Origin of the sequence: Leclercia sp. 1548 (assembly GCF_050435045.1) — a bacterium.
In the GTDB taxonomy this organism is placed as follows: Bacteria; Pseudomonadota; Gammaproteobacteria; order Enterobacterales; family Enterobacteriaceae; genus Enterobacter; species Enterobacter adecarboxylatus.
Genome location: NZ_JBNDJP010000001.1, coordinates 905,170 through 923,194 on the forward strand (window position 1 = coordinate 905,170; position 18,025 = coordinate 923,194).

Annotated in this window: 14 protein-coding genes; 6 read left to right on the plus strand and 8 right to left on the minus strand. The window is 56.9% G+C overall.

Annotation, left to right across the window (positions count from 1 at the left end; translation table 11 throughout):
* The first annotated feature begins 173 nt into the window (after nt 1–173).
* Together ABIE02_RS04370 and ABIE02_RS04375 are read left to right on the plus strand one after the other, a co-directional pair.
* On the plus strand, nt 174–989 hold the full coding sequence (locus ABIE02_RS04370) for a Cof-type HAD-IIB family hydrolase (protein WP_032617199.1): 816 nt from the start codon (nt 174–176) through the stop codon (nt 987–989).
* A gap of 148 nt (nt 990–1,137) precedes the next feature.
* Entirely contained in the window at nt 1,138–2,400 is a 1,263-nt protein-coding gene (locus ABIE02_RS04375; protein WP_148568855.1) for a DUF1479 domain-containing protein, read from the plus strand.
* 236 nt (nt 2,401–2,636) lie between these two features.
* Here ABIE02_RS04375 and ABIE02_RS04380 read toward each other — a convergent pair whose 3' ends face one another.
* Nucleotides 2,637–4,232, minus strand: a complete 1,596-nt coding sequence (locus ABIE02_RS04380) for an ABC-F family ATPase (protein WP_077226631.1) — start codon at nt 4,230–4,232, stop codon at nt 2,637–2,639.
* A 220-nt stretch (nt 4,233–4,452) separates the two neighbouring features.
* Between ABIE02_RS04380 and ldtB the strand changes: the two genes are divergently transcribed.
* Entirely contained in the window at nt 4,453–5,373 is a 921-nt protein-coding gene (gene ldtB, locus ABIE02_RS04385; protein WP_032617187.1) for a L,D-transpeptidase, read from the plus strand.
* Between the two features lie 671 nt (nt 5,374–6,044).
* Here the strand turns inward: ldtB and ABIE02_RS04390 are convergent.
* From ABIE02_RS04390 to mntR, 6 genes are all read right to left on the minus strand, one after another.
* On the minus strand, nt 6,045–7,085 hold the full coding sequence (locus ABIE02_RS04390) for an aldo/keto reductase (protein WP_336994756.1): 1,041 nt from the start codon (nt 7,083–7,085) through the stop codon (nt 6,045–6,047).
* 98 nt (nt 7,086–7,183) lie between these two features.
* On the minus strand, nt 7,184–8,707 hold the full coding sequence (locus ABIE02_RS04395; protein WP_103791946.1) for an efflux transporter outer membrane subunit: 1,524 nt from the start codon (nt 8,705–8,707) through the stop codon (nt 7,184–7,186).
* Nucleotides 8,707–10,278 carry a DHA2 family efflux MFS transporter permease subunit gene (locus ABIE02_RS04400; RefSeq protein ID WP_059308447.1) on the minus strand — a complete coding sequence of 524 codons (1,572 nt, stop codon included), beginning with the start codon at nt 10,276–10,278 and terminating at the stop codon, nt 8,707–8,709. Before ABIE02_RS04400 ends, ABIE02_RS04395 begins: the two co-directional genes overlap by 1 nt.
* The gene (locus ABIE02_RS04405; protein ID WP_059308448.1) at nt 10,275–11,375 is read right to left on the minus strand and encodes an HlyD family secretion protein; all 1,101 of its coding nucleotides are present in this window, start codon (nt 11,373–11,375) and stop codon (nt 10,275–10,277) included. The genes ABIE02_RS04400 and ABIE02_RS04405 overlap by 4 nt, the downstream gene beginning before the upstream one ends.
* A 103-nt stretch (nt 11,376–11,478) precedes the next feature.
* The gene (locus ABIE02_RS04410) at nt 11,479–12,588 is read right to left on the minus strand and encodes an anion transporter (RefSeq protein WP_077226629.1); all 1,110 of its coding nucleotides are present in this window, start codon (nt 12,586–12,588) and stop codon (nt 11,479–11,481) included.
* The gene (gene mntR, locus ABIE02_RS04415) at nt 12,585–13,058 is read right to left on the minus strand and encodes a manganese-binding transcriptional regulator MntR (protein WP_032617181.1); all 474 of its coding nucleotides are present in this window, start codon (nt 13,056–13,058) and stop codon (nt 12,585–12,587) included. The genes ABIE02_RS04410 and mntR overlap by 4 nt, the downstream gene beginning before the upstream one ends.
* A gap of 432 nt (nt 13,059–13,490) precedes the next feature.
* Here mntR and mntS point away from each other — a divergent pair, with 432 nt between their 5' ends.
* On the plus strand, nt 13,491–13,616 hold the full coding sequence (gene mntS / locus ABIE02_RS04420; protein ID WP_032617180.1) for a manganase accumulation protein MntS: 126 nt from the start codon (nt 13,491–13,493) through the stop codon (nt 13,614–13,616).
* A 279-nt stretch (nt 13,617–13,895) separates the two neighbouring features.
* On the plus strand, nt 13,896–15,479 hold the full coding sequence (locus ABIE02_RS04425; RefSeq protein WP_059308450.1) for a phosphoethanolamine transferase: 1,584 nt from the start codon (nt 13,896–13,898) through the stop codon (nt 15,477–15,479).
* 540 nt (nt 15,480–16,019) lie between these two features.
* Here the strand turns inward: ABIE02_RS04425 and ompX are convergent.
* On the minus strand, nt 16,020–16,538 hold the full coding sequence (ompX, locus tag ABIE02_RS04430; protein ID WP_032617177.1) for an outer membrane protein OmpX: 519 nt from the start codon (nt 16,536–16,538) through the stop codon (nt 16,020–16,022).
* 355 nt (nt 16,539–16,893) lie between these two features.
* Here ompX and rhtA point away from each other — a divergent pair, with 355 nt between their 5' ends.
* The gene (rhtA, locus tag ABIE02_RS04435) at nt 16,894–17,781 is read left to right on the plus strand and encodes a threonine/homoserine exporter RhtA (protein WP_032617176.1); all 888 of its coding nucleotides are present in this window, start codon (nt 16,894–16,896) and stop codon (nt 17,779–17,781) included.
* The last annotated feature ends 244 nt before the right edge of the window (nt 17,782–18,025 follow it).

Consider the following 18,025-nt stretch of genomic DNA (forward strand, 5'->3'; position numbering starts at 1 on the left):
TGCCATGTTCTGCTGAACATAAGGTGAACGGAACAGTCCGCCGGGCTTAACTGACTGGCATTACAACCTGGGTTGGCGTTTCGCTTTTACTTTCGAATGAAATTAAATTTGTGGTTTTAGTCACATTGTTATTAGAATGTTGCTGGTCGCAGTAACATCCAGGAGCGCAATGTATGACCGTTAAAGTTATCGTCACAGATATGGACGGAACTTTTCTTAATGACGCCAAGCAGTACGATCGTGACCGCTTTCAGGCGCAGTTCCAGCAACTTCAGGCCCGTAATATTGAGTTCGTTGTCGCCAGCGGCAACCAGTATTACCAGCTTATCTCCTTCTTCCCGGAGCTGAAATCGCAGATCTCCTTCGTGGCGGAAAACGGCGCGCTGGTGTTCGATCACGGCGAGCAGATTTTCCACGGCGAGCTGACGAAGCACGAGTCGCAGATTGTGATCGGCGAGCTGCTGAAAGATAAATCCCTGAATTTCGTCGCCTGCGGTCTGGAAAGCGCGTACGTCAGCGACCAGGCACCCGAGGCCTTCGTCGCGCTGATGTCGAAACACTATCACCGCTTAAAGCGCGTCAGCGACTATCGCGACATCGACGATGTGCTGTTTAAATTCTCCCTGAACCTGCCCGACAGCGATATCCCGAACCTGATTGACGCCCTGCATGTTTCGCTCGACGGCATCATGAAACCGGTGACCAGCGGGTTTGGTTTTGTCGATCTGATTATCCCCGGCCTGCATAAAGCCAACGGCCTCAGCCGTCTGCTGAAGCGCTGGAATATCTCCCCGCAGGCATGTGTGGCGATTGGCGACAGCGGTAACGACGCCGAAATGCTGAAATTCGCCCACTACTCCTTTGCTATGGGAAATGCTGGCGAGAGCATTAAAGCCATCACCCGCTACCAGACCGACGACAACAACCATCAGGGCGCGCTGAACGTGATTCAGGCCGTCCTCGATAACACCCCGCCTTTCAGCCACTGATCCTCTCGCCGGAGCCTGCTCCGGCGAATCTCCCTTTCTCTCCGGGTTGTGCACTTCATCAAGTTATTTAACTTGCTTTAACTTATTTTTAACCTAAAGTATCACTTGTAATTACTTTTACTTTCGAATGAAAGATAGCGAGGCTGTTATGACCTTAACCTTTACCAGTGAAACTTTGCCTTCAGACCACAAGGCCGCGATTCGCCAGATGAAACGCGAGCTGCGGGCGCAGATCGGTGACGTGCAGGCGGTGTTCGATCGCTTGAGCGATAAAATTGCCAGCCGCGTGGCAGAAATTAACGCGCTGAAAAGCAAAGGCGATCCCGTCTGGCCGGTGATCCCGTTTGCCGACGTGCAGAGCGGTAACATCAGCCAGGAGCAGCGCGAGGCGGTTAAGCGTCGCGGCTGTGCGGTGATCAAAGGTCATTTCCCCCGTGAGCAGGCGCTGGCGTGGGACAACGCGATGCTCGACTATCTCGATCTCAACCGTTTTGATGATGTCTACAAAGGCCCGGGAGATAACTTCTTTGGCAGCCTCACCGCCTCCCGCCCGGAGATCTACCCGATCTACTGGTCACACGCGCAGATGGAAGCCCGTCAGAGCGAAGAGATGGCCCAGGTGCAGTCGTTCCTGAACCGTTTATGGACATTTGAGAGCAACGGCAAACAGTGGTTTAACCCGGACGTGAGCGTGATCTACCCGGACCGCATCCGTCGCCGTCCACCGGGCACCACCTCGAAAGGCCTCGGCGCACACACCGACTCCGGCGCGCTGGAGCGCTGGCTGCTTCCGGCTTATCAGCAGGTCTTCGCCCGGGTATTCGATGGCAATATCGATCAATACGATCCGTGGAATGCCGCACACCGTACCGAAGTGGAAGAGTACACCGTGGATAACACCACCAAGTGCTCGGTGTTCCGTACCTTCCAGGGCTGGACGGCGCTCTCCGACATGATCCCGGATCAGGGGCTGCTGCACGTGGTGCCGATCCCGGAAGCGATGGCGTATATCCTGCTGCGTCCGCTGCTGGATGACGTCCCGGAAGATGAGCTGTGCGGCGTGGCACCGGGTCGCGTCCTGCCGATTTCCGAGAAGTGGCACCCGCTGTTGATTGAAGCGCTGACCAGCATTCCGGCGCTGGAAGCCGGGGATTCCGTGTGGTGGCACTGCGATGTGATCCACTCGGTGGCACCGGTAGAGAACCAGCAGGGCTGGGGCAACGTGATGTACATTCCGGCGGCCCCAATGTGCGAGAAAAACCTCGCCTATGCGAAAAAGGTGAAAGCAGCGCTGGAAACCGGCGCCTCTCCGGGCGACTTCCCGAGGGAGGATTATGAGTCAGACTGGCAGTCACGCTTCACCACGGATGATTTAAATATCCACGGCAAGCGCGCGCTGGGTATGGTGTAAGCTCTGAAGTTATCTCACTGATCCAGAAAGCGAAATACAAACCTGTCATACAACATTAAAATCGTGGTATGACAGGTTTTTTAAATGTTAAATTGGCATGCCAATTTCCCGAACGCCAAAAAGACGCACTGAGATGTATCAGCGAAACAAGACGTTATCAGGAAAAGTGCGGAGGGTGAAGCGAAAGGAAAGAGGAACGGCCCTCCCCCAACGGGAAAGGGCCAGGCTGAGGACAATTAGTTGTCGATGCCTTTGCTGCGCAGGTAATCTTCGTAGTTACCGCTGAAGTCCACGACGCGCTCCGGCGTAATTTCAATCACGCGGGTCGCCAGCGAGCTCACGAATTCACGGTCGTGTGAGACGAAGATCAGGGTACCCTGATACATCTCCAGCGCCATGTTCAGCGATTCGATAGATTCCATATCCAGGTGGTTGGTCGGTTCGTCCATCACCAGGATGTTCGGTTTTTGCATCATCAGCTTGCCGAACAGCATACGGCCCTTCTCACCACCGGAGAGCACTTTGGCTGGCTTTTTGATGTCATCCTGGCTGAACAGCAGACGGCCAAGGAAGCTGCGCACCACCTGCTCGTCATCGCCTTCCGACTTCCACTGGCTCATCCAGTCGAAAACGGTCAGATCGTTGTCGAAATCTTCGGCGTGATCCTGGGCGTAATAACCAATCTGCGCGTTCTCGGACCATTTCACGGTGCCGTGATCCGGAGTCAATTCACCCACCAGCGTTTTCAGCATGGTGGATTTACCCACGCCGTTGGCACCGAGGATAGCGATCTTCTCGCCCACTTCCAGCAGCAGGTTGAAGTTCTTGAACAGCGGGCCGTTGTCGAAACCTTTGGTCAGCTCTTCGACAGCTAAGGCGTTACGGAACAGTTTCTTGTCCTGCTCGAAGCGGATGAACGGGTTCTGACGGCTGGACGCTTTAACTTCATCCAGCTTGATTTTGTCGATCTGACGGGCACGGGAGGTTGCCTGACGCGATTTAGAGGCGTTGGCGCTGAAGCGGCTGACGAAGGATTGCAGGTCAGCAATCTGCGCCTTTTTCTTGGCGTTATCGGCCAGCAGACGTTCACGCGCCTGGGTTGCCGCGGTCATGTATTCGTCGTAGTTACCGGCATACACGCGCAGTTCGCCGTAGTCCAGATCCGCCATGTGGGTGCAGACCATGTTCAGGAAGTGACGGTCGTGCGAGATGATGATCATGGTGCTGTTACGCTCGTTCAGCGTCTGCTCCAGCCAGCGAATGGTGTCGATGTCCAGGTTGTTCGTTGGTTCATCGAGCAGCAGGATGTCCGGGTTAGAGAACAGCGCCTGCGCCAGCAGAACACGCAGCTTCCAGCCTGGCGCGACTTCGCTCATCAGACCATAATGTTGTTCCACCGGAATACCCACGCCCAGCAGCAGCTCACCGGCACGGGACTCCGCAGAGTAACCGTCCATTTCGCCGTACTGCACTTCAAGATCGGCCACTTTATAGCCGTCTTCTTCGCTCATTTCGGCAAGGCCGTAGATGCGATCGCGTTCCTGCTTCACTTCCCACAGCTCACCGTGGCCCATGATCACCGTATCAAGGACGGTGAACGTTTCAAAGGCGAACTGATCCTGACGCAGCTTACCGATGCGCTCGTTCGGATCGAGAGAAACGTTGCCCAGCGTCGGCTCTAAATCGCCGCCGAGGATCTTCATGAAGGTGGATTTTCCGCTACCGTTGGCACCAATCAGGCCGTAACGGTTGCCGCCGCCAAATTTGACGGAAATGTTTTCGAACAGCGGCTTACTGCCAAACTGCATAGTGACGTTGCTGGTAACTAACACGGGAGATTCCTGCGAGAAGTGTGATAAACCCAGCATTATGCCACAATTCCGAAATGAGATCCCGTGTATCAACGTAGCGCTAAACTCTAACAGGATGGAAAAAAGTGTGATTTAGTACACATCCGAATTCCATGCGGTCAGGAATGCACATATAATGCGCTCCCTAAACCGTTCTGACTTTTAAACAACCTGCCAATGTGGCACAGATACCTCGCACACCATGAATATGAAATTAACATCGCTTTTTGCGGCGGCGTTTGCCGTAGTAGGGTTTTGCAAGACCGCTTCTGCTGTCACTTATCCACTGCCAACCGACGGTAGCCGTCTGGTAGGTCAGAACCAGGTTGTGACTATTGAAGAAGGTAACACTCAGCCGCTGGAATATTTTGCTGCGGAATATCAGCTGGGCCTCTCCAACATGATGGAAGCCAACCCGGGCGTCGATCCGTATCTGCCGAAGGGCGGCACCGTGCTGAACATTCCTCAGCAGCTGATCCTGCCGGACACCGTGCATGAAGGCATCATCATCAACAGCGCCGAAATGCGTCTGTACTATTACCCGAAAGGCACCAACACCGTCATCGTGCTGCCAATCGGTATCGGCCAGTTGGGTAAAGATACCCCGATGAACTGGACCACCAAAGTCGAGCGTAAGAAAGCTGGCCCAACCTGGACGCCAACCGCGAAAATGCACGCGGAATACATTGCCGCGGGCGAGCCGCTGCCAGCCGTTGTTCCTGCTGGCCCGGATAACCCGATGGGTCTGTACGCTCTCTATATCGGCCGTCTGTATGCGATCCACGGCACCAACGCCAACTTCGGTATCGGCCTGCGCGTGAGCCACGGCTGTGTGCGTCTGCGTAACGACGACATTAAATTCCTGTTCGAGAACGTGCCGGTTGGTACTCGCGTGCAGTTCATCAACGAGCCGGTAAAAGCAACTACCGAGCCAGATGGCAGCCGTTACCTCGAAGTGCATAACCCGCTCTCTACCAGCGAAGATCAGATCGACAACAACGTCACCGTTCCGGTCACCCTGACCAGCAACGTGCAGGCCATCACCGGCCAGCAGGACGTGGATGCGAACATCGTTGAGCAAGCGATCAACAACCGTTCCGGTATGCCGGTTCGTCTGAACTGATCGTAACAGGAACAATTCTGTTGTTACTGTGGAATTGTTCCGTTCACTAAAGCATCTCTGCTTTTATGCCCATCCCGCTGCGGTGAACATGTTAAGGGGGCTACTGCCGCTCCCTTAACCATCCCGGCTCCCGGCAAAGAAAATCGCCGTTTCGAGAAATATTCGTCTCACCCCTTTGGTGCTAGCGCAGGCGCTGTTCAACATTGCTCCTGGCAATGTTGTCTTCGGCTTATTCCCTCCGGCTATCGGGTCCGGCGTGATTCTACATCCATCCAGGTCCGCATCCATGTGCCTCAACCCGGCATGCGGTCAAGGCCTCAGCGATTTTCAGCCGGACTCATCCCTCCTTCCAGCTTCTTAGCCACGTGAATGTGGCACGGGTGTTGAGTCCCCGCTGAAATCGGCGAACCGGAGATCGGTTGACAAGGGCTGGCCGCCAGGGATGGCGGCCAGAGGCGAATCGAGACAGGATGTCGAGTTGAGCCGACCGCAGGCAGTCGGTCGGGAGGTGAGCGTAGTGCGAAGCACCGATTTCGTTGCGGGGCCGCGGGGATTGATAAGGGGGCCGCGGTGGCCCCCTTATCACGTTCACAGGTTCCGTTCATTTCATATTCTGCTGGAAATAAGGTGAACGGAACGCACCACCGTATCGACCAGAAAACGATAAAAAGCTACTGCTGCGCCAGCTGATTACGCCGGTACTCCCCCTGTCGCTCCAGCATCCAGCCTGGGTATTCCCTCGGCAGCGCGCTCACCGCATCCAGCTGTTTCAGCTCGTCATCGCTCAGGCGAATCGCGGTTGCGGCAATATTGTCATCCAGCTGATCGATCCGTTTCGCGCCAATAATCACGCTGGTCACCGCTTTTTGATGCAGCAGCCACGCCAGGGCAATTTGCGCCACGGAAACGCCCTTGCTCCCGGCAATGTGGCGCATCACATCCACGCAGTCAAAGGCCCGCGCTTTATCCACCGGCGGGAAGTCAAATTCCTGGCGACGGCCACCGCCCTGCACCTGCCCATCGCGGCTGTATTTCCCACTCAGCAAGCCACCCGCCAGCGGGCTCCAGACCATCAGCCCGACACCTTCGCTTTGTAGCATCGGCACCAGCTCACGCTCCAGGTCACGCCCGGCAAGGGTGTAATAGGCCTGTAATGAGGCAAAACGTGCCAGCCCGAGCCGTTCGGAAATGCCCAGCGCCTTCATGATCTGCCAGGCTGCCCAGTTCGATACCCCGATATAGCGCACATGCCCGTGCTGGACGAGGTTATCCAGGGCATAGAGCGTCTCTTCAATCGGGGTGGCCGGGTCAAAACCGTGCAACTGATAGAGATCGATATGATCGAGCTGCATGCGGCGCAGGCTCTCTTTCACGCTGCTGATGATGTGATACCGCGAGCTACCGCGTGAGTTCACCCCCGCCTTGCCCGTTTCGCCAAACACCTTGGTGGCGATCACCACGTTTTCGCGCGGTATCTTCAGGTTTTTCAACGCCTGGCCGGTGATCTCTTCTGAACGCCCTTCGGAATAGACGTTGGCTGTATCAATAAAATTGATCCCGGCGTCCAGCGCACGCCCGACCAGCTGCTCGGCATCCTGTTGCTGGAGTTGACCTATCTTGCCCCACATGCCGCCTTCGCCGCCAAAGGTCATGGTGCCGAGGCAGAGCTCAGAAACAAACAGGCCGGTATTACCCAGATTTTGATATCGCATTTGACGCTCCTCGTATGTTGAGTACCCGATAGTTATACCCGGCTCACGCCGATAGCGAATGTGCGGTTCCTGCCCGTTTCTTGCCCAATCCTCTGAACTTATCCGCGCGGGGCGTCGCCAAAGACGGCGTACTCCGGCAGCTGCACCTGCTGATACGGCTCCCAGCCGCCGCCCAGGGCTTTATAGAGCGCCACCAGATCCAGCGCGCTCTGGACCCGGGCCTGATCCCGCTGCTGCTGCGCCTGAGCCAACTGGCGCTGCGCATCCAGCACGTCGATAAAGGTCGCGATCCCCTGGCGATAGCTGCTGCTCGCCAGATCAAAGGCGTTTTGCAGCGCATCGATGGTTTTGCTTAATCCCGCCTCCCGCTTCTGATCGGTGCGGTAGCTGACCAGCGCGTTTTCCACATCGCCCAGGGCGGTGAGCACCGTCTGACGATATTCCAGTACGGCGGCACCCTGCTGTGCGCGGGCGACCTTCACGCTGGAGACCAACCGCCCGCCCTGGAAGATGGGGATGGAGACCTGCGGCCCGACGCTGTAGAAGTGGCTACTCCAGTCGGTGAGCCAGCTGGCTTCGCTGTTACGCAGGCCAAACTGACCGCTGAGCGAGACGCTGGGGAACAGTTGCGCCACCGACACGCCGATCTGCGCGGTGGCTGCATGCAGATTCGCCTCGGCTTCACGCACGTCCGGGCGTCGCCGCGCCAGTGTAGAGGGAATACCGGTAGGGACAATCTCCGGCAGCGCAGGCAGCGGTTTGCTGGCCTGCAGCTCGCCATCCAGCGCCCCCGGGGGTTTGCCAAGCAGGATCGCCAGGCCGTTCATCGCCTGCCGCGCCTGGGCTTCATATTGCGGAAGCTGCGCCTCCAGGTTGCCAAGCTGGGCGCGGGCGTTCTCTACGTCCATCTGCGGTGACAGCCCGCCGCGCTGGCGGCTGTCGGTCAGCTCCAGCGTCTGCTGCGCGCTCTCGATCTGGGTGTTAAGGGTGGCGATACTGCTCTGGGCGCCACGCAGCTGTAACCAGCCGCGGGCCACTTCGGCCTCCAGCGACACCAGGGCATCGTTACGCTGCTCGATGGCTGCCTGCTGTTGCGCGTCGGCGGCTTCTACCTGACGGCGCACCTTGCCCCATAAATCCAGCTCCCACTGGGCATCAAAGCTGCCCTGGTAGAGGTTAATGGGCTGGGTCAGCGGCCCCAGCGCGCCGCGCAGTTCGGGATCGACGTCATCCAGCTGATCGTACACGCCGTGGGATTTCAGTTCTCCCTCCAGCCCCAGCTGCTGCCGGGTGGCCTGCAAATTACCATTCACCGCCGGGAAGAAGGCACCGCCCGCCTGGTTGATCTGTTCCCGTGCCCCCGCGATGCGCAGCACGGTTTGCTGCAATGACAGGTTACCGGCAATGGCGCGTTCAATCAGGCTGTCCAGTTGCGGGTCGCCAAAGGTTTTCCACCAGCGAGGATTGATGGCCGTTGACGCGGTTTGCGATTTTACGCCGCCGTCGCCCGGATCGTTCCAGTGCGTCGGGGTGTTGGGCGCGGGCTGCTGGTAGTCTGGCCCCACGGCGCAGCCTGCCAGCAACAGCATTAACATCAGGGGGCTTAAACGTCTGCAAATCATCAGTGTGCTCCTGCACTCCCCTCGCTCTTAACCGGCGAGAGCAACAAACAAAACGGAATCAGTAAAAAGGCCACCGCGCTCAGAATGGTGAAAACGTCCACGTAGGCCAGGAAACGCGACTGTTCGATCATCGCCTGATACATGCGCCCGGTGGCAATGCCGGTGGGGTCGCCCACCTGGGTGGTAAAGTTCTGGATCGCCTGCGCCATCTCGCGGAGCGTTTGCTGGAACGGCTCGTCGAATGCCGAAGTGTGGGTGGCCAGATAAGCGCTGTGGGCCTGCGAGCGCTCGGTAATGGCCGCCGTTGAGAGCGAAATGCCGATCGACCCCGCCACGTTACGGAACATGGTAAACAGCGCCGCTGCGTCGGCGTTCAGCTGCCGGGGAATCGAGATAAAGGCGATGGTGGTCAGCGGCACAAACAGGAAGCCCAGCCCGATCGACTGGGCGCTGCGGAACAGCACCAGGGTCTCGAAGTCGATATCCGGCGTCAGCGTGCGCGACCAGAAGAACGACACCGCGAGACAGGTAAAGCCGAAGGCGATGATCCAGCGCGTCTGCACAATCGGCATCAGCTTCAACACCAGCGGGATAGTGAGCACGATCAGGATCGCACCGGGCGACAGCACCAGCCCCGACCAGGTGGCGGTATAGCCCAGATCCTGCTGCGCCAGCTGCGGGATCACCACCGAACTGCCGTACAGGATCATTGCCATACCGGCCATCAGCAGGCTGGAGACGGCGAAGTTTTTGTCCTTCATGCAGTGCAGATCCACAACCGGCTTTTTGGCATACATCAGCCAGTAGATGGCCCCGATAATGCCAATCAGCGTCAGCACGGCAAAGGTGCGGATAAAGTTCGAGGTAAACCAGTCGTCATCTTCCCCGCGATCGAGCATCACCTGCAGGCAACCCAGGCCCAGGGCGATAAGCCCGATACCGGTCCAGTCGATGGAGAGCTTCTCCTTCGATTTACTCTCCCAGGGCGGATCTTCCAGCAGCTGGTAGATCGCCAGCACGGTAACGATCCCCACCGGAATATTGATAAAGAACACCCAGCGCCAGGAGTAGTTATCGGTGATCCACCCCCCGAGCGTCGGCCCCAGCACCGGGGCGACGATAATGGCAATCGACGACAGGCCAAAAGCCTTGCCGCGATCTTCCGGCTTAAAGTAGTCGAGCAGCACCGACTGCTGGGTGGGCTGTAGCCCGCCGCCAAAGAAGCCCTGCAAAATACGAAACAGGATGATCTGCCACAGCTCGGTGGCGATACCGCACAGGAACGAGCAGATGGTGAACATCACAATGCAGATCAGGAAGAATTGCTTGCGGCCAAAGACCCGGCTCAGAAACGCCGAGATAGGCAGCACGATGCCGTTGGCCACCAGATAGCTGGTGAGCACCCAGGTCGATTCGTCATAGCTGGCCGAAAGCGAACCGGCGACGTGGGGCAGCGCCACGTTGACGATGGTGGTATCAAGGATCTCCATAAATACCGCGAGGGTGACGACGATCGCCACCGCCCACGGGTTACTGGCTGGCCGCCAGTTTTCATGGCTGTGCTCACTCATTCCACGGTTACCTTAGGTTCAACCGAGAGGCCAAGCGGCAGCGGCTGGTTGGGATCCAGTCCTTTATCGATAACGATTTTTACCGGCACACGCTGGACGATCTTCACGAAGTTACCGGTGGCGTTCTCCGACGGGAAAGCGGCAAAGCGCGAGCCGCTCCCCTGCTGGATAGAGTCGATATGCCCTTCCAGCTCCAGATCCGGCCAGGCGTCCACGCTCAGCGTCACCTTATTACCGGGTCGCATCCGCTCCAGCTGCGACTCTTTAAAGTTGGCGACAACCCAGATATCGGCCGAGACCAGCGAAAAGAGCGCAGTGCCCGCCTGCACCAGGGTGCCGGTCTGGACGTTGCGTTTCGTTATGTAGCCATCAAAGGGTGCCCGTACCTCGGTGTACGAGAGATTCAGTTCTGCGGTTTCCAGCTGGGCGCGGGCCTGTTCCACCTGACGCTCCCGGGCTTCGACGTTGGTCTCCTGCTGGCGAATTTGCAGTTGCACCTGCGAAGCCACCTCAAGCTGCGCTTTCGCGCTGGCAAGCTGGGCCTGGGCGCTGCGCAACTGGGCATTGGCCGCGTCGATGCTCTGTTGCGTGGTGGCGCGGGGATCGACGCCGCGCTGGCGGCGATATTCCGCCTGAGCGTTGGCCAGATCCGCCTGGGCTTTGATCACCTGGGCGTTGGCTTCATCGCGCTGGGCAGGATATTGCACCTTCGAGAGCGCCAGCTGCGCCTGGGCCTGATGAAGCTGCGCTTCGGCCAGGCCAAGCTGGGCTTTTGCCTGGTCGCGCTGGGCAGCGGTGTCCCGGGGATCGATGGTCACCAGCAGATCGCCCTTTTTCACGCGCTGGTTATCCCGCACCCGCAGTTCGGTGACATAGCCTGCGGTTTTGGGCGCGATGGTCACGGCGTCGCCTTCGGTAAAGGCGTCGTCCGTCGTCTCCTGGTTACGGGTCATGAACCACCATACCAGGGCCACAATGACCATCACGATCACCACAATGCCCAGAATAATCAGCGGCTTTTTGCCGGGGCGTTTACGTTGCGTCTCTTTTTTATCGGTGTTTTCGGTGTTTTCGGAGGGTTGGTTTTCTTCAGCCATATAACAGCATCCGTCCTGTTAGTGAACGGCATCACAATTTATGCCGTTCACTAAAGTTAGGACGTTGCTATACATTTGCCAGGAAAAACTGACAAACAGGGCACTATATGAGAAGGAATAATCCGAATCCGATCAGCCCGGCCCAGACCAGCATCGGCAGCGACCAGAGGTGGAAGCGCCACCAGATACGGCGATCGTTTGCCATACGCAGGGCGATCAGGTTAGCGAGAGAGCCAGGCAGCAGGCCAAAGCCGCCCACGTTTACCGCCCAGGCCAGCAGCGCCGTCGGCGGCACGTAGTTAAGCAGCAGGATAGTCGAAGGCACATTACTGATCACCTGCGACATCCCGATAGCGGTCAGCCACAGCTGGCCCTGCGACAGGTGGGTGACGTTTTGCAGCACGTTCTGCAAGGCCGGCACCTGAATCAGCAGATGAACATCAATAAACATCGCCATAAAGACCAGCAGCAGCGTCCAGTCGACGCTAATCAGCACCCGACGGGCCAGCAGCAGGAAGCCCCCCGCCACCAGCAGCACGCCCCACAGCTCCTGCTTGAGATCGAGGGCCACAAGGAAGACCAGGTAAAGCGCCAGACAGCTCCATGCCAGCCGCGGTGTAGACTGGGCCGCCGCGCTACCGCTGTGATAGCGCAGTGGCCTGGCCGGGAAGGCGAACCAGCTCAGGGCCATCAGGGTCAGTACCATCACCAGCGCCAGCGGCGCCATCTGCCAGGTAAAGGCGGCAAAGGACAGGCCGGAGCGTCCCCACAGCAGGATGTTTTGCGGGTTGCCGATCGGGGTGAGCAGCGATCCGGCGTTAACCGCCAGCGCCTCAAAGATGATCAGCCGGTTGACCGGGATTTCACACAGCTTGCGCAGCGTGAGGGTGAGCGGCACCACGATAAACAGCGCCACATCATTGGTGAGAAAGGTCGACAGTAACGCCGCAGAGAAGACCATAAACAGCGACAGGCGTCGCTCAGTGGCGAAACGGCGCACCATCTTGCGCCCCAGCACGTCAAAAAAACCGCTCTGCTCGACCCCTTTGGTCAGCATCATCAACCCGGCAAGGGTAATGATGGTGTGCCAGTCAATGGCGGCAGGCCAGCGCTGCGGGGCGAAGGGCACCAGAAAGCTGAGTCCGACCCCAACCACCAGTAACAGATGAAAGAAACGATCACGGGCCAGCGCCCGCAGGCCAGGCACGGTCATTCCGCGGACGATCCATATTTAAGGGTAAAAGCCAGGAACTGTTGCAGGGTCTCTTCGCTAACGTGATGCTCCATCCCTTCGGCGTCACGGCGGGCGATGTCAGGACTGACGCCCAGTACCAGCAGGAAATTTTCGACAATTTGATGGCGCTCGCGGCTCGCCTGCGCCAGCTTCTCCCCTTCCGGGGTGAGAAACACGCCGCGCCAGGGGATCATTTCGATCAGACCAACCGTTGCCAGGCGCTTGAGCATTTTTGCCACCGTCGGCTGGGAGACGCCAAGACGTGCCGCCATATCCACCTGACGGGCCTCCCCCACTTCGCGGATCAGATCCGAGATCAGCTCGACATAATCATCGATCAACTCGCGGCGATGCGCTTCACGAACCTGGCGAAAGCCTTCGACATGCTCTTCGACGTTGACCAGTTGCGTCATTTTTTTTGTTGTTGGTTTACCTGCACGGCGGTTCATTGTGCTTCCTCAAGCGGGGGACACATCAAGCGTATCAATAGATAAACGGCCATTGTAAACCATCACTACACAAGCACAAAAAATTAACGATTTATACCCGTCATGCTTCAGGGTGCCTGTGGGTTGGCATGGCCTCGCCCCGTTGGGGCCAGTGCAAACGCTGTTCAACCTGGCGATGCCAGTTTGCCCTCATCCGCCCCCGTCACTGACTTCAGTAAGTGCCTGGGGATTCGCTGCGTCACTACGTTACACGGCATTTGGCCTCGCCCTTTTAGGGCCAGCGCAAGCGCAGTTCAAAACGATTAATCGTTTTGTCAGGCAACGCGAATTATTTGAGGTATAGCCATAGCCATATAATATAGCCTGTGCTATATCTGTATGTAATGCAGTCACCCTTCACGGATCGAAGGGATCAACCCGCAGGAGGTAACCATGAACGAATTCAAGAGGTGTATACGCGTGTTTAGCCACTCTCCCTTTAAAGTACGCTTAATGCTGCTGAATATGATTTGCGACATCATCAACGGCAAGCCACAGCAGAACAAACCTTCTCACTAAGCGGCGTCGCGGTACGCCGCTTCATTTTTGTGTCATTTATCTCCGCTATACTGCTCGTCCCCACGTTATGCCCTGACCTTTTTTGCGGAAATGGAATCCTCTTCGCAAAACACCCTCTTTATAACTGTTGACCTTAAAGGCCACTGGCTCTATCTTCTTGCAGCCCTGCACTATTTGCGGCTCCCAGATGCGGACCTCCTCTCCCCTTCTACGCATTCTCAGGCAGGTTTTGACCCTTGGCGCCAGGGTGAGCACATGGCGTTTTCACAATAGTGACCTATGAATTTAACCCTGAAAGAAACGCTCATTACCCGCAGCCGGGCCTTAAGCCCGTGGACGGGATTCTACTTTTTACAGTCGCTGCTGATTAACTTTTCCTTTGGCTACGCCTTCAGCCTGCTGTATGCCGTTGCCTTTACCTGTGTGCTGCATCTGCTCTGGATCAGCGCGCCGCGCGTGCAAAAAGGGCTAATCGGGATCTGCTCGCTGGTGGCGGCGATGTATTTCCCCTTTGGCCAGGCCTATGGCGCGCCAAACTTTAATACCCTGCTGGCGATGCACTCTACCAACATGGAGGAGTCAACGGAGATCCTCACTATCTTCCCGTGGTACAGCTACGTCGTCGGCCTGTTTATCTTTACCCTCGGGGTGATCGCCGTACGCCGTAAGCCGCAGCCCAAAAAGGCGTGGGGCAAAATCGACAGCCTGTGTCTGGTGTTCAGCCTGGTGGCCTTTTTCGTCGCCCCGGTGCAAAACCTGGCCTGGGGCGGCGTCTTCAAGCTGAAAGATACTGGCTACCCGGTGTTTCGCTTTGTCAAAGATGTGGTGGTGAACAACCAGGAAGTGGTGGAAGAGCAGACCCGGATGGCCGAGCTGTCGCAGATGAAGGACACCTGGAACGTGCTGGCCGTGAAGCCGAAATATCACATCTATATGGTGGTGATCGGTGAAAGCGCCCGCCGTGACGCGCTGGGTGCCTTCGGTGGACACTGGAACAACACCCCGTTTGCCAGCAAGGTCAACGGCACGCTGTTTACCGACTACATTGCCGCCAGTGGTTCAACGCAAAAGTCGCTCGGGCTGACGCTCAACCGGGTGGTGGATAACAAGCCGCAGTATCAGGATAACTTTGTCACCCTCGCCAACCGCGCGGGCTTCCAGAGCTGGTGGTTCTCGAACCAGGGGCAGATCGGTGAATACGACACCGCTATCGCCAGCATTGCTAAACGGGCTGACGAAGTGCAGTTCCTGAAAAGCGGGGATTTCGAGGCAGATAAAAATACCCGGGACGAGGCGTTGCTTAAGATGACCGAACAGGTCTTTAGCAGCCATCGCACCCAGCCGCAGCTGATCGTTCTGCATCTGATGGGTTCACACCCGCAGGCCTGCGATCGCACCCAGGGGAAATATGCCGAGTTTGTGCAGTCGAAAGAGACCTCATGCTATCTCTACACCATGACCCAGACCGACGATCTGCTCAGCAAGCTCTATACCCAGTTGCAAAACACCGGTGAGACCTTCTCGATGGCCTATTTTTCCGATCACGGGCTGGCCTTTAAAGAGCGCGGGAAAGAGGTGCAGTACCTGGCGCACGACGACAGTTTCCAGCAGAACTTCCAGGTACCGTTTATGGTGCTGTCGAGCGATGATAAAGCCCATCGCATCGTCAAGGCGCGCCGTTCCGCGAATGATTTTTTAAGCTTCTTCTCGCAGTGGACGGGCATCAGCGCGAAAGAGATCGCGAATAAGTACCGCTTTGTGTCGAACGACAAGGCGCCGCCGGTGTATGTGACAAACTTTAAGTTACAGAAAGTGGATTACAACCATCTGGGGACGGATCTGTTTGAGACGAAAAGCCGGTAACAGCGGTGCGGCCTGATGCCCTCACCCTGGCCCTCTCCCACAGGTAGAGGGGAAGGATCGCGCATCCCGCGATGACAGAGTACAAGAATGGCTCAGAGACAACAGCGATGGCCTGGTCCGGCTGAAAATCGATGAAGCGTTTCCGCAAGGCCGGGGCGAGGCGCAGGGACGCGCCGAGAGGGCATAGCCTGCAGGGATGCAGGCTGGTGCCCGACCCGAAAGCCTGGAGGAATAAGCTGAGTGCACCGCGAAGCGGCGATTTTCTTGCCGGTAGCCCGGGTCGCCAGGGTGGTGGCGATTGAGCCACCCTGGCACGTTCACCGGTTCAGGTATATCAGAGAAGTAAGGAACGTGAGGTGAACGGAACTACCACATTTTCCACATGTTCCCCCTAACGATAGATTCAGGTGTATCGGAGAAGTAAGGGATGCGAGGTGAACGGAACTACCACTTCTGCTACATGTTTCCCTCACCCCTCAGGTAAAGAACAAAAACAAAAAAACCCGCCGAAGCGGGTTTTTTACTAGCTCACCGAAGTGATTAGAAGCGGTAACCTACGCCTGCGATCCAGGTGCCAACATCAACGTTACGGATGCGGCTCTGCTCATAGGAGAAGTCCAGCGCAACGTTTTCAACTGGGTTGAACTGCATACCTGCGCCATAGGAGAAACCGTAGTCGCTGGTGCTTGCAGAGCGGTTGAAGCCCTGGTTTTCAGTCTGCTGGAATTTACCGTAGCCAACACCCACAACACCGTAGATGCTTGCCCAGTCGTTCAGACGGTAAGCCGGGCCAGCGGTGATGCCGTAGTACTGAGCTTTGTTGTAAGCGCCGTCTTCAGAACGGTCTTTCTCAGTGTAGGTGAAGGAACCGATGGCACCCAGCGGGTTGTTGTCCTGCTCGTAGCGATATTTCAGGTTGAAACCGTTGGTTTTGTTCATGACGCCCTGCATATCGCTCTGAGCGTAACCGCCAGTCACGGTAGAGGTCGCTGCTACAGCGGAACCTGCGGAAACAGCCAGAACAGCTGCCAGTGCTGAAAGACATGCAATTTTTTTCATAACCACCTCAAATGTGCTTCAAGTAATTCCGTAAGTTTTAAATATATCAAAAAATCTTGTGAAACTCTTTGTGCTTCGTGATGTCTAACGCAGGTTTTCATGTAACCAAACATTTCCACCCACAGCTATCTTCTTCAAAAAACACCAAATTTGTGTTTCAAAAGCGCATATTGCGCGTCAGTCACAATACATTCATCCAGACGATTCCTAATCTGTTACAGAAATCACCCACTGGGATGACGCCATTTTACGGATTTCCGGCGACTTTTTTTTCAACAAAGACTCAACCGCGCGGCGATATTTCCTTTACACTCCCCCTCTTTACTTCCTTTGACAGAAACTGACAGGAGAAAGGATGCCTGGGTTGTCTCGCAGGGCGCCAGTCTGGTTGCCCGTAATCGTCATACTTATTGCCATGCTCTCCATTCAGAGTGGTGCTTCGCTGGCTAAATCCCTCTTTCCGGTGGTGGGCGCGCCTGGCGTCACGGCGCTGCGTATTGCACTCGGCACCTTAATCCTGGTGGTTATCTTTAAACCCTGGCGACTGCGTTTCCAGAAAGAGCAGCGCCTGCCCCTGCTGCTGTACGGGCTGTCGCTGGGGGCGATGAACTATCTCTTCTACCTGTCGATTCAGACGGTGCCGCTGGGGATCGCTGTGGCGCTGGAGTTTACCGGCCCGCTGGCGGTGGCGCTGTTCTCCTCACGTCGCCCGATCGATTTTGTCTGGGTGGTGCTGGCGGTACTGGGGCTATGGTTTCTGCTGCCGCTGGGGCAGGACGTCTCTCACGTCGACCTGACCGGCGCGGCACTGGCTCTGGGGGCGGGAGCCTGCTGGGCGGTCTATATCCTCACCGGACAGCGTGCCGGCGAAGAGCACGGCCCGGCCACCGTGGCGCTGGGGTCTCTGATTGCCGCCATCATATTTGTGCCGCTGGGGATGGCGCAGGCCACCGAGTCTATCTGGCAGTGGTCGATCCTGCCGGTAGGTCTGGCGGTGGCGGTGCTCTCAACCGCGCTCCCCTACTCGCTGGAGATGATTGCCCTGACGCGCCTCCCAACGCGCATCTTTGGCACCCTGATGAGCATGGAACCCGCGCTGGCGGCGATGTCCGGGATGGTGTTCCTGGGCGAATCCCTCACCTTTACCCAGACGCTGGCGCTCTGCTCCATCATTGCCGCATCGATGGGATCGACGCTCACCCTGCGCCGGGAGAGTAAAGTCGAAGAAGTGGATATCCGCTAGCCAAAATTATTTGGCCGGGAAGCCACTTCCCGGCAAAATATTCCCATTCGCAATAACCGTCATTATTTTGAAATATCGCCTTACCTTCTCACCCGCCCGTTAAAAATAAGATAAATTTACCCATAAATAAAAATAAGTTAATCATTTCAGTAATTTAACTATCACAACCCGCCTTTCACTATTAAACCAATAGGCAGGACCCAATCGCACCTTCTATAGCCGGTGCTATACTTGATTTCGGAAA

Coding starts and splice junctions, on each gene's coding strand:
- ABIE02_RS04405 (WP_059308448.1), bottom strand. CDS start 11,375: ATGGCTGAAGAAAACCAACCCTCCGAAAACACCGAAAACACCGATAAA.
- ABIE02_RS04395 (WP_103791946.1), bottom strand. CDS start 8,707: ATGATTTGCAGACGTTTAAGCCCCCTGATGTTAATGCTGTTGCTGGCA.
- rhtA (WP_032617176.1), top strand. CDS start 16,894: ATGCCTGGGTTGTCTCGCAGGGCGCCAGTCTGGTTGCCCGTAATCGTC.
- ldtB (WP_032617187.1), top strand. CDS start 4,453: ATGAATATGAAATTAACATCGCTTTTTGCGGCGGCGTTTGCCGTAGTA.
- mntR (WP_032617181.1), bottom strand. CDS start 13,058: ATGAACCGCCGTGCAGGTAAACCAACAACAAAAAAAATGACGCAACTG.
- ABIE02_RS04375 (WP_148568855.1), top strand. CDS start 1,138: ATGACCTTAACCTTTACCAGTGAAACTTTGCCTTCAGACCACAAGGCC.
- ABIE02_RS04410 (WP_077226629.1), bottom strand. CDS start 12,588: ATGACCGTGCCTGGCCTGCGGGCGCTGGCCCGTGATCGTTTCTTTCAT.
- mntS (WP_032617180.1), top strand. CDS start 13,491: ATGAACGAATTCAAGAGGTGTATACGCGTGTTTAGCCACTCTCCCTTT.
- ABIE02_RS04400 (WP_059308447.1), bottom strand. CDS start 10,278: ATGAGTGAGCACAGCCATGAAAACTGGCGGCCAGCCAGTAACCCGTGG.
- ABIE02_RS04425 (WP_059308450.1), top strand. CDS start 13,896: ATGAATTTAACCCTGAAAGAAACGCTCATTACCCGCAGCCGGGCCTTA.
- ABIE02_RS04370 (WP_032617199.1), top strand. CDS start 174: ATGACCGTTAAAGTTATCGTCACAGATATGGACGGAACTTTTCTTAAT.
- ompX (WP_032617177.1), bottom strand. CDS start 16,538: ATGAAAAAAATTGCATGTCTTTCAGCACTGGCAGCTGTTCTGGCTGTT.
- ABIE02_RS04390 (WP_336994756.1), bottom strand. CDS start 7,085: ATGCGATATCAAAATCTGGGTAATACCGGCCTGTTTGTTTCTGAGCTC.